Annotated in this window: 9 protein-coding genes; 8 read left to right on the plus strand and 1 reads right to left on the minus strand. The window is 60.3% G+C overall.

Annotated elements, in window-relative coordinates; all coding sequences use genetic code 11:
* Window positions 1-73 precede the first annotated feature (73 nt).
* The 5 genes from Q5H33_RS05580 (at window position 74) to Q5H33_RS05600 (ending at window position 6,902) form a co-directional block, all read left to right on the plus strand.
* Window positions 74-961 (plus strand): TM2 domain-containing protein, encoded by an 888-nt coding sequence (locus tag Q5H33_RS05580; RefSeq protein WP_085381105.1) that lies wholly within the window; start codon window positions 74-76, stop codon window positions 959-961.
* Window positions 961-2,298, plus strand: coding sequence for a lipoate--protein ligase family protein (locus Q5H33_RS05585; protein WP_117565650.1), 1,338 nt, complete (start codon window positions 961-963; stop codon window positions 2,296-2,298). Before Q5H33_RS05580 ends, Q5H33_RS05585 begins: the two co-directional genes overlap by 1 nt.
* A 91-nt stretch (window positions 2,299-2,389) precedes the next feature.
* The gene (locus tag Q5H33_RS05590; RefSeq protein WP_003806747.1) at window positions 2,390-3,130 is read left to right on the plus strand and encodes a Crp/Fnr family transcriptional regulator; all 741 of its coding nucleotides are present in this window, start codon (window positions 2,390-2,392) and stop codon (window positions 3,128-3,130) included.
* A 124-nt stretch (window positions 3,131-3,254) separates the two neighbouring features.
* Window positions 3,255-5,555: a transglycosylase domain-containing protein gene (locus Q5H33_RS05595; RefSeq protein ID WP_070122720.1), complete on the plus strand. Its 2,301-nt coding sequence runs from the start codon at window positions 3,255-3,257 to the stop codon at window positions 5,553-5,555.
* Between the two features lie 225 nt (window positions 5,556-5,780).
* Window positions 5,781-6,902 carry an NADH:flavin oxidoreductase/NADH oxidase gene (locus Q5H33_RS05600; RefSeq protein WP_011743652.1) on the plus strand — a complete coding sequence of 374 codons (1,122 nt, stop codon included), beginning with the start codon at window positions 5,781-5,783 and terminating at the stop codon, window positions 6,900-6,902.
* A gap of 253 nt (window positions 6,903-7,155) precedes the next feature.
* Here Q5H33_RS05600 and Q5H33_RS05605 read toward each other — a convergent pair whose 3' ends face one another.
* Window positions 7,156-8,304 carry a quinone-dependent dihydroorotate dehydrogenase gene (locus tag Q5H33_RS05605; RefSeq protein ID WP_270443826.1) on the minus strand — a complete coding sequence of 383 codons (1,149 nt, stop codon included), beginning with the start codon at window positions 8,302-8,304 and terminating at the stop codon, window positions 7,156-7,158.
* 201 nt (window positions 8,305-8,505) lie between these two features.
* Here Q5H33_RS05605 and Q5H33_RS05610 point away from each other — a divergent pair, with 201 nt between their 5' ends.
* The 3 genes from Q5H33_RS05610 to galK are packed head-to-tail and all read left to right on the plus strand — an operon-like array spanning window position 8,506 to window position 11,846.
* Entirely contained in the window at window positions 8,506-9,309 is an 804-nt protein-coding gene (locus tag Q5H33_RS05610) for a DeoR/GlpR family DNA-binding transcription regulator (protein WP_003806741.1), read from the plus strand.
* 4 nt (window positions 9,310-9,313) lie between these two features.
* Entirely contained in the window at window positions 9,314-10,564 is a 1,251-nt protein-coding gene (gene galT, locus Q5H33_RS05615; protein ID WP_038444906.1) for a galactose-1-phosphate uridylyltransferase, read from the plus strand.
* A gap of 31 nt (window positions 10,565-10,595) precedes the next feature.
* The gene (galK, locus tag Q5H33_RS05620) at window positions 10,596-11,846 is read left to right on the plus strand and encodes a galactokinase (RefSeq protein WP_039775643.1); all 1,251 of its coding nucleotides are present in this window, start codon (window positions 10,596-10,598) and stop codon (window positions 11,844-11,846) included.
* Window positions 11,847-11,856: the final 10 nt, after the last annotated feature.

Raw genomic sequence — 11,856 nt, forward strand, 5'->3', positions numbered from 1 at the left:
TTCAGGGGTTTTTCGGGGTTCGTGCCAGTGGTAAACGCCCGATGACGGGCAAACCTTGGGATATTGTTGAGGCATGAGTGATAACAACGCCGATTTCAATGGTGCCGGTCAAGTCAACAATCCAACGTCGGATAACGCAGCCCAGGCCGACTACAACCAACCGTACATTCCACAACAGAACGATGCGCAGATGAACCATCCGGAGTCGCAGCCGGAAACCCCCGCATACGATCAGAACTCCGCCGCATACACTCAGCCCGCTCAGCCGGCCGAGCCTGCCGTTCCGGCGTACGATCCGAACGCTTCCGCATACAGCCAGTATGGCCAGACCGCACAGTCGGCCCAGACCGCTCAGCCGTCATACGGTCAGCCGGCGACTCCGGCCCCGGCATACGGTACGGCTCCCGTCTATACCCAGCCGGCTCAGCCGGCCACGCCCGCTGCTCCGGTATATGATCCGAACGCCGCATCGTACAACCAGTACGGTCAGTATGGCCAGCCGTCCCAGCCTGCCCAATCTGCGCAGCCGTCGTACGGTCAGCCGGCAGCCCCGGCGTATGACCCCAACAACGCTTACGCCCAGCCGGATTACAACCAAGCGAACTACGGACAGCAAGGCTACGCGGCCCCGTCTTACAACCAATCCGTCTATACCCAGCCCGCCTACGCGCAGCAGCCGGCATACGGCCAGCCCGTCGCACCGGCCGGATACGCCCAGAAGTCGAAACTGGCCGCCGGTCTGCTTGGCATCTTCCTGGGCTGCTTCGGCGTGCACAACTTCTACTTGGGCAACACCGGCAAGGCCGTGGCACAGCTGCTGCTGACCGTCATCGGCTGGATTCTCATCATCGGCCCAGCCGTCGCAGGCATCTGGGGACTGGTGGAAGGCATCCTGATTCTGTGCTCCCACTACGGCTCGCAATGGCACCGTGACGCTCAAGGCGTCGAACTGCAGGATTGATGACTCGAGGACTTTACAAACAGCCGGGCGGCAAACTCGTTGGAGTGACTGTCCGGCTTTCTCATGCCGATTCGGATTACGCCGATTCGGATTACGCCGATTCGGACTATATTGATTCGGCTCATACGAATGCCGTGAAAACGGTTCCATACGCTGGGCCGGCTGCATCATCGACTGTTATCGAATGCCATATCGACGGCGATTTCTTCCTCGACGGGGACGATGCCGGAACGCGGAATCTCTTGCATTCCATGGAATGTGCGCTGGAACAGTGCGCGGCCCGTTGCCTCAGCGGTTCGATGGTTTCCGAACGTGACGTGACCGTCGCCGTCGAACGGACGATGTTGCACCATCCGGACGTGCGCATCGTCGGCATGGGCGCGCGTGGCATCGCCATCGCCTTTCAACGTGCGATTGACGGCATCGATGGCGCCGATGGCATTGCCGGTATCGGCGGTAATGATGTTACGAAAGTGGAACCACGCGACGACCTGCGCATTCGGCGGCATACCAGCCCAATGGAAACCGCAGAAACCGCGGAAATCGCAAAAAACATTGAAAACGCTGGAACCGCGGAAAGCGACGAAAACGCTGGAACCGTTGGAACCGGCGAAATCGCCGAAACCGGCAATTGGGCGGAATACGCGCGACGCTGGCACGCACTCAAACCGAACATCGTGCACGACGACCCCCGCAAACCGCAGGAACAAATGGACCTCGACGTCGAATGGGCACGCGAAGTGGCTGCCGGAACCCGCGAACCCACCCTGCGTTTCTGGGAATGGGCCGAGCCGGCCGTGGTCATCGGCAGATTCCAGTCGCTCGAAGACGAAGTCAACGTGCACACCGCGCAAGACGAAGGATTCCGCATAGTCCGCCGCTGCACCGGCGGGGGAGCGATGTTCATCGAACCAGGCAACACCATCACCTACTCGCTGTACGCGCCACTCGACTTCGCCCACGGCATGAGCGTCGAGGAATCCTACAAACTCTGCGACTACTGGCTCGTCGAAGCGTTACGCGCCCTCGGCCTCAACGTACGATTCGCCGGACTCAACGACATCGCCACACAATACGGCAAACTCGGCGGCGCCGCGCAACGCCGGTTCGCGCCCACCCACGGCGGACCCGGCGCGATTCTGCACCACGTCACGCTCGCCTACGACATCGACGCGGAAAAGATGACCCGCGTGTTGAACATCTCACGAGAGAAAATGTCCGACAAAGCGGTGAAATCAGCGGCAAAACATGTCGATCCCATGCGCTCTCAAACCGGCATGGGCCGAGACGAGGTAGTGGCGCGACTGGTCGACGCCGCCGTTCGAGTTACAATGTAGCCCGAATGGTCGATGGTGCCCGACTTAACGAGCGTTGGCATGGATGTCGACAACGGAAAACGCAGAAGCACGTCGGAACGGAGGCACGTCGATGGTCACCCCGAATGGAACCAACGGAATCAATGGTTTTGGTGGTTTCGACGATGAGCGTGAGACGTTGCTGCACACCGCGCTGTTCAAGCAGGTTTCGTCCGAAGAAGCCCGGGAACTGCTGCCGTATCTGCAGCATGCCGAATACGACAAGGGCGATTTCATCTTCCGCGAGGGAGACACCGACCATCGCATGTATCTGCTGGAGGAAGGCCGCGTCAAACTGACCAGACAATCCTCCGACAAGCGTGTGCAGCTGCTGAGCATCCACGCGTACGGCGAAGTGCTGGGCGAGATTCCGGTGTTCGATCCGCATGGCGGACCGCGTACCGCTTCGGCGGTGGCGATGACCAACGGCACGCGTGTGGTCTGGCTGGAACATGACGCGCTGTTCGACTGGCTCGACGAACATCCGCGCGTGGCCGTGGACATGCTGCAGGTATTGGCGCACCGCATGCGCAGCAACAACGAACGCATATGCGATCTGGTGTTCATGGACGTTCCCGGACGACTCGCCAAAACACTGCTCAATCTGGCATCACGATTCGGCGAACCGGTCGAAGCCGGCCTGAAGGTGCCGCACGATCTGACACAGGAGGAGATGGCGCAGCTCGTCGGATCCTCACGCGAAACGGTGAACAAGGCGTTGATGGATTTCGCTAACCGCGGATGGATCGCCAGGGAAGGCCGGTCCATCATCATCTACCAGCCGGGCATGCTGATTCGCCGATCAAGACGATGACATTCGGCTGGTTTTCGGCTGATTTCCAACTTTTCCTAAGAAATTGTCTGTTTTGTGAGAAACCCGTGACGGCTTCCGGCACATGCGTTGGCGGGCATGTGTTTAGTAGACCCGCCACTTTAGAATGGGCGTCATGCCCAAGAAGAAGACCCTTACCGTTCAACGTGTGCTCGCATTGGTAATCGCATACATCACGTTATGCGTGGGCGGCGGCGTTGTGACGAGTATTTTCTTTATGCCCGCTGTGTTCGCCGCCAATAACGCGGCCAAAGCCGTCATTCCGTCCCTTGCGGTCGAAGGCATCGATTTCGATGTGACCTCGCTTCCGCAACGCTCGACGATGTATTTCAACGACGGCAAGACCGCTTTCGCGGAATTCTATACGCAGAACCGCGAGGTCGTGCCGCTGAAGAAAATCTCCAAAGCCATGCAGCAGGCCGTCGTGGCCCGTGAAGACAAGCGCTTCTTCGAACATACCGGCGTGGACGTGCAGGGCGTGTTCCGAGCGTTCTTCCAAACCTACGTCAGAGGCGGCGACCAGCAGGGCGGTTCCACGCTGACGCAGCAGTACGTCAAGAACGTGCTGTCCACCCAAGCCCGTGAAGACGACGATCCGATCGCCGAATACCATGCGACGGAAGACACCGTGGCACGTAAGCTACGTGAAATGCTGATCTCGGTGCAGATCGAAAAGAAATACTCCAAAGCCGAGATCCTGCAGGGCTACCTCAACATCGCGCAGTTCGGCCGCAACAACCTGTGCGGCGTGGAAATGGCCGCCAAACGCTACTTCAACGTCTCCGCTTCGGAACTGAACGTGACCCAGGCGGCGACCATCGCGGCAATCACCAAGAATCCGCAGAACTTCGATCCTTCCGTGGAAGCCAACCAGAAGGAAGCCGAACACCAGCGCAACATCGTGCTGCAGCTGATGCACGACCAGGGCTACATCACCTCCGAAAAGGAATTCAAAGACGCCATCAACACGCCGTTGAAGGATACGCTGAACCTGCAGGACGTGAGCTCCGGATGCCAGTCGGCCATTGAAAACACCGGCTTCTTCTGCTCGTACGTGGTCAACCAGATCCTGAAGAACAAGGCGTTCGGCAAGGACGACGAGGCTCGCGAGAAGCTGCTGAAGGAAGGCGGTCTGAAGATCGTCACCACGCTCGACCGCAACGCCAACAACGCGGCCATGCAGGCGGCGAACAGCACCGTGCCGGCCACAGACCCGTCCGGATTCGAAGTGATGATAGCGGCCGTGAAGCCGGGCACCGGTGAAATCCTGTCGTTCGGTATCAACCGAACCTACGATGCCACGGATGACGCCCGAACGGATGAGACCAAGACCTCCATGAACTACATGGTCGATCAGGAGGACGGCGGCGGTATGGGCTTCAACGTCGGCTCCACCTGGAAGCCCATCAACATGGTGGCGTGGATGCAGAAAGGCCACTCCATCAACGAGTCGCTCGTCACATCCACCGTCTACGACACGTCGAAGTTCAACTGCAACGGCTACGGTTTCGTCGGCCCGTGGAGGGTGCAGAATTCCGGCGGCGGCACCACCTCTCCGGAAAGCCCGCTGCAGGGTCTGATCAAGTCGCACAACACCACGCAGGCCTCGATGGCGTCGAACATCGGTCTGTGCGCGATCGCCGACGCGGCCAAGGAGATGGGCTACCACAACGCCATCTCCAACGCGTCCGACATCTACTCCGCTAACTCGTTCCAGCCGCCAATGACCATCGGTACGGTGCAGGCGTCGCCGTTGACCATGGCCAACGTGTACGCCACCATGGGCGCCAACGGCGTGGAATGCACTCCGATCGCCATCACCAAGGTGACCGACCGCAGCGGCAGCAAGGTGAAAGTGCCGTCCGCGAACTGCCATCAGGCCATCGACCCGGACATCGCGCAGACCGTGTCCTACGCGCTGAACCAAGGTGTCGTGCAGCCTGGCGGCGAAGCGTCGACCACGCAGCTCGACAACAATCGCAAGACCTTCGCCAAGACCGGCACCAACGAGAACACGGTGATGGCCACCGCAGGCTTCGTGCCGAACCAGGTCGCGGCGTTCGTCGCGGTCGCCGATGCGCAGGACCCGATCAACAACACCTTCGACAACAAGACCATCAACGGCGTGTACCGCCCGTCCTGGTACGGCATGTACATCGCAACGCCGGCGTGGAAGCAGTTCATGAACACGTATCTTGCCGCCATCAACGCGCCGATCGACAACGATTACGGAAAGGGTGCCGACAAGTACACGGTTTCGAAGGGCGCCACCAGAACATACAACCAGTACCAATACCAGCGCCAGCAGAACAGTCAGCAGCAAAGCCAGCAGCAGACCAACCAAGGCCAGCAGCAGCAATCGCAGCAACAGCCTGCTGAGCAGCAAAGTGACCAGCAGCATCAATAGTTGCGATTGTCGGCTATTCATGCCGACTGCCCGCATTGACTGACCGCACTGACTGCCCACGTCACCGGAGCGTAAATCGCATGGCAAAGTGAACAGTCCATGAACGCCCGCCCCAACCGGCGGGCGTTCTGCTTACAATGCAATCGGTACCATGCCCGTCGCGTGGGAACGCGGTGCGGATATCGACGATTCAGGCGATACCAACGATTCATAAGAGAGATGACAATGAGCGAAGACAAGAAGAACGGCAAGCAGAACAAGACGGTCAAACCGTTCGATCCGATGACGTTGCGTGGCGTCACCGTGCGCAACCGCATCTGGTTGCCGCCAATGGACACGTATTCCGCATTGGCGCAGGACGGCAAGCCGACGCCGTTCCACTACCAGCATTACGTTTCGCGTGCGATGGGCGGCTTCGGCATGATCATCATGGAAGCGACCGCCGTCGCGCCGGAAGGCCGCATTTCGCCGTGCGATCTGGGATTGTGGGATGACGGACAGATGGACGCATGGCGTTGGATCGTGGCCGACGCGAAGGCAGCGGGTGCCACGATGGCGGTGCAGCTCAACCACGCCGGACGCAAGGGTTCCACCGGCTGCCACGCGATCGGTTTCGATGGACAGAGCGTGCCGGAAGAGCAAGGCGGATGGCGGACGGTTTGCCCAAGCGCCAACGCATACGGTTCCCTGGCTCGTCCGCGCGCACTGAGCGTCGATGAGATCCACACCATCGTGGACCAGTTCCGCGACGCCGCCTGGCGCGCCATGAACATCGGCTTCGACGCGGTGGAAGTCCATGCCGCGCACGGCTACCTGCTGTCGCAGTTCCTCGACCCGCTCATCAACGAGCGTGACGACGAGTACGGCGGATCGTTCGACAATCGCGTCCGCATGCTGGTCGAAGTCGTGGATGCGATTCGTTCCGTCGTGCCCGACACCATGCCGGTGCTGGTGCGCGTCTCCGCCACCGACTGGGCCGCAGGCGGTTGGGACCTTGACCAGACCGTTGAACTGGCTAAGATTCTGAAGGCCCACGGCGTGGACCTGATTGACGTGTCCACAGGCGGATTGATTCCCGACGTGACCATTCCGGTGAAGCCCGACTACCAAGTGCCGTTCGCCGAACAGGTGCGCAGTCGCGCGGGCATTCCCACCACCGCAGTCGGGCTCATCACCAAGCCGAAGCAGGCGAAGAAGATTCTGAAGTCGGGCGCCGCCGACGCCGTGGAAATCGGCCGCGCTGCACTGCGCGACCCGTATTGGCCGCTCCGTGCCGCCCACAAACTGGACGTGCCGGTCGAGGAAGCCCCCTACCAGCCGCCATACCTCCGCGGCGCCTTCCGTTGACCCTTCCCCTCCCTTCTTCCTCTTTTTTATTGCGAAAAGTAGCCACAACCCAACGCAACATAACAAAAAAACGAGTGGGAGGGCGGGCGTCCTGTTCACGACCGTAAGCCTGGCCGAACGGCCTTGAGTGTGTCGTGAACAGGACGCCCGCCCTCCCACGGAGACGCGCCTCTGTTTTTTACTTATTAATCGCCTTTATATTGCCGAAAAATCGCTTTTTAAATCGCAACTTAAATCGGAATTAAAAAAGTTTTCACGCGTCGATGCCGACCGCCTCGCTGACATGTTCGAACCCGTCGCGCCTGAGCAGTTCGGCCAGTCCACGCTTCAACACGGTGACCTGCTGCGGACCACGGTACATAAGCGCGCTGATGAACATCACCAGCGACGAGCCGCAACGAATCTTCTCATACGCCTGCTGCGGGGTGAAGACGCCACCGATGCCGGCGATTGCGAACCGGTCGCCATATTCGCGGTAGACCTGCTTGATGCGTTCGTTGCTGGCCGCGTAGCACGGCGAGCCGGACAGTCCGCCCTCCCAATCGCGCGGAATGGACATGCCGGTGCGGTCCTTCTGCAGATTGGCGATCGACAGTCCCTGCACGTTGTGCTCGGCGAGCACGTCCAGCAGATCCTTGAATTCCGGCCACGTCTTATTGAGTGGCATTTTGACGAGCGTCGGCTGCGGACGGTCGATTTTGTCCAGTTCGGTGAACAGCTTGTCGAGCGCTTCCGGGCTTTGGTTGAACGGTTCGCCGGCCATGGTGTTCGGGCAGGAGATGTTCACTTCGACCATGGCGGTGCGTCCGGCCGCGCGGCGCATCGAAATGCAGTAATCCTCGATGCCTTCGTCCAGATCGCCGGTCTTGCTGTCGTTCGTGCGGGCGATCGAAACCGACACCTGCATGCTCTTCGCCTTCGTCCATGCGTTCTCGGCGCGCGGAATCACCACCGCGGAACCCTCGTTGGCAAGGCCCACGTGCACCATCATCGAATCGTATTCAGGCAGGCGGTGGAACCATGGGCGCGGGTTGCCGGGGCAGGGGCGCGACGTGGTGGAGCCGACCGTTTCGAAACCGAAGCCGACGTTGTCGAGCAGCACCGGCATCTCGCAATCCTTGTCGAGGCCGGCGGACAGGCCGAACGGATTGGCGAAGTCGACGCCCATCACGTTGGTTTCCAGTATCGGGTCGGTGTAGTCGAGCATTTCGCGGCATAGCCACATCAGCGGTGGAATGTTGCGGGTGACCTTGCAGAAATCGATCATCTGGCTGTGGGCCACGTCGGGCGTCTGGTTGAAGATGAAATGCGGTTTGATGATGTGCTTGTAGCCGAACGTGAAAAGGTCGGTGGTGGCTTTGTTCACTGCGTCGTGCCAAAAGTTTTCGGAAACGTATGTCATGGTTCCTTATTCTCGCACGTTTTCATTGGTTTCGCATGGCATTTGGGCAAAAGCCGATGTGTGTCGGTGCGGCGGATAGGACGTTCGTTTTTGTTCGTTTTGAGCTGAATTTGAGGCGATTGTGGTGCGGCTTTGCGTGAAACACGCGCGAAACGCTCAACTCAGTTGTATTTTTGAGTGAACATGTGCGATAATGTTCATATGATTTCGTCGCAACGCCAGCATTTGATTTTGAGCCGTCTGCGTACCCGTGGTGCGGTGCGCATCACTGCACTGTCCAAGGAATTGGGCGTCTCCGCGATGACCATCCGCCGTGACATCGCCGATCTGGCGGACAAGGGTCTGCTGAAGCGCGTGCACGGTGGCGCCGTCAGCACCAGCACACTGCTGAGCGAACCGCTGTTCTCTGTAAAGTCGCAGATGGACATCGGTCTGAAGGACGCCATCGCACAGGAAGCCGTCAAATACGTGGCCCCCGGCGACGTGATCGCCATCGGCGGCGGCACCACGGCGTACGTGTTCGCGCAGCATCTGCTCGAATCGCAGCAATCGTCCGGCATCACCATTCTTACCAACTCCATTCCGGTGGCGGAGCTGGTGCAGGCGCTTGAATCGAAAGACGTGGAAGTCATCGTCACCGGCGGCGTCACCACGCGCTCCAACTCGCTCGTCGGGCCGATCGCAGACAAAGTGGTCGCCTCGCTGCGCGTCAACACCGTATTCCTGGGCACGCATTCCGTGTCCATTCCGCGCGGTTTCCTCATGCCGAACTCGCTGGAAGCCGCAACCGATATGGCGATGATGGACATTGCCGATCGCACGATAATTTTGACCGACCACACCAAGTGGAGCTGCACGTCACTGTCGCTGTTCGCACGTTTTGACCAGGTGGATACGGTCATCACCGATGACGGATTGGACCCCGATTCGGTGTCGAAAACAAGGGATTTGGTCAAAGAGCTCGTTCTGGCGCGCCAGGCCGAGCCGGTTCAGGAAGGTGAATAATCACATGGGTGATTTCGTCAACTACACTCCGGGAGAATATGCGAAGGAGCATATCCGTATCACGCCGACCACGCTTGCCGATGGCCGCGACTTCTTCTATCTCGATGACGATCCGGAATACGTTTCCGGCGTCAAGACTCGCGAACTGAAGGATCCGCGCCAACTTCCGTACCGTTTCTCCAATCAGCTCAACGCCGCGGGCGAGGAGGTGCCGTACGCGGCTCCGGAAATGCGCCGCGACCCGCTGACCGGCGATTGGATTCCGATGGCGACCGCACGCATGAACCGCCCGATCACCGCAGGACCGGGCGCCACCGCCAAGGGCAACCCGCTGGCCGCACGCAAGCCGGGCGATCCGTACCAGGACGGCGAAGTGCCGGACACCGACTACAACGTGGTCGTGTTCGAAAACCGCTTCCCGTCGATGGTGCGCGTGCCGGGCCGTTCCGAAGCCGTGGAATACGTCAACGGCAACCCGCTGTGGGAGAAGAAGCTCGCCGCAGGCCGCTGCGAAGTGATCTGCTTCGACCCGGATGAAGACGGCCTGCCGGCGGACCTGCCGGTCTCCCGCCTGCGCACCGTCGTGGAAGCATGGGCGTTCCGCACCGCCGAAATCTCCAAGATGGAGGGCATCGAGCAGATCTTCCCGTTCGAGAACCACGGTCAGGAAATCGGCGTCTCCCTGGCGCACCCTCATGGCCAGGTCTACTGCTATCCGTTCATCGCACCGAAGATGGAAGCCGAACTCAAGCAGACCGAAGCCTACCATGAGAAGACCGGCGGCAACCTGCTCAAGGATCTCATGAACTCCGAAATCGAGGCCGGGGAGCGCATCGTCATGCGCAACCACAGCTGGGTGGCCTACGTGCCAGCAGCAGCCCGCTGGCCCCTCGAGGTGCATGTGGCCCCGGTGCGCGACGTGCTCACCCTCGACGAGCTCAACGACCAGGAACGTTGGGATCTGGCCGTCATGTACTCCACCCTGCTCAAGCGCGGCAACGCGTTCTTCGACAAGGGTGACGGCAAGGGCATGGACCTGCCGTACATCGCAGCATGGCATCAGGCCCCGATCCACGACAAGCGCCGCGAAAACTACCGCCTCAACCTGCAGTTCTTCTCGTTCCGCCGCGCCGCCAACAAAATCAAGTATCTGGCCGGCTCCGAATCAGGCATGGCCGCATGGGTGTCCGACACCACGCCGGAACTCATCGCCAAGCGCTTCCACGAGCTCGGACCGATCGATATCGAAGGCTGAAAGCCAATAAAACCCAAAGGACAAAACACCAATGACTGCTGTTGAATTCATTGAGCCGCTCTCGCATGACGAGGGTGTGAAGAACGCGACCGACCTGTTCCGAGCCACCTACGGTGAGGAACCGGCTGGCGTATGGGCCGCACCGGGCCGTGTGAACCTGATTGGCGAACACACCGACTACAACGCGGGCCTGTGCCTGCCGATCGCACTGCCGCACCGCACGTTCATCGCGCTCAAGCCGCGTGAAGACACCAAGGTGCGCGTGGTTTCCGACGTTGACTCCGAAAACGTTACCGAAGCCGACCTCGATGGTCTGCAGGCCGGTGGCGTGGAAGGCTGGGCCGCCTACCCGGTGGGCGTTGCCTGGGCATTGCGCGAAGCCGGCTTCGATGCGGTGCAGGGCTTCGACGCGGCATTCTCCTCCTGCGTGCCGCTCGGTTCCGGTCTGAGCTCCTCCGCAGCCATGACCTGCTCCACCGCCTTGGCGCTGGATGACGTGTACGGTTTGGGTTATGGCGCATCCGATGCCGGTCGTGTGACGCTGATCAACGCCGCCATCAAGTCGGAAAACGACATGGCGGGCGCGTCCACCGGTGGTCTCGATCAGAACGCATCCATGCGCTGCACTTTCGGCCATGCGTTGCGTCTTGATTGCCGTCCAGAGCTGAGCCCGCTGGAGAACGTCTCCCAGCAGGAATTCGATCTCGACAAGTACGGTCTGGAACTGCTGGTGCTTGACACTCAGGCTCCGCATCAGCTCAACGACGGCCAGTATGCCCAGCGTCGCGCCACTTGCGAGAAGGCCGCCGAAATCCTCGGCGTGGCCAACCTGCGTGTGGTCGCCGACAGCATCGCCAAGTCCGACGATCCGTTCCAGGCGCTCAAGGAAACGCTCGACAAGCTGGAAGACGACACGATGAAGAAGCGCGTGCGCCACGTCATCACCGAAATCGCCCGTGTCAATTCCTTCGTGCGTGCCTTCGCCAACGGCAAGATCGACGAGGCAGGCCGACTGTTCAACGCGTCTCATGATTCGCTCGCTGCGGATTATGAAGTGACTGTGCCCGAGCTGGATATTGCCGTGGATGTGGCTCGTGTCAACGGCGCGTACGGCGCACGCATGACCGGCGGCGGCTTCGGCGGCTCCATCATCGCGCTGGTGAACAAGGGCCAGGGTCACGAGATCGCGCAGAAGATTGCTGACCGCTTCGAAAAGGAAGGTTTCAACGCGCCTCGCGCCTTGCCGGCGTTCGCTGCGGCTTCCGCGAGCCGCGAGGCCTGATCGCAGAAGC

Origin of the sequence: uncultured Bifidobacterium sp. (assembly GCF_959020145.1) — a bacterium.
In the GTDB taxonomy this organism is placed as follows: domain Bacteria; phylum Actinomycetota; class Actinomycetes; order Actinomycetales; family Bifidobacteriaceae; genus Bifidobacterium.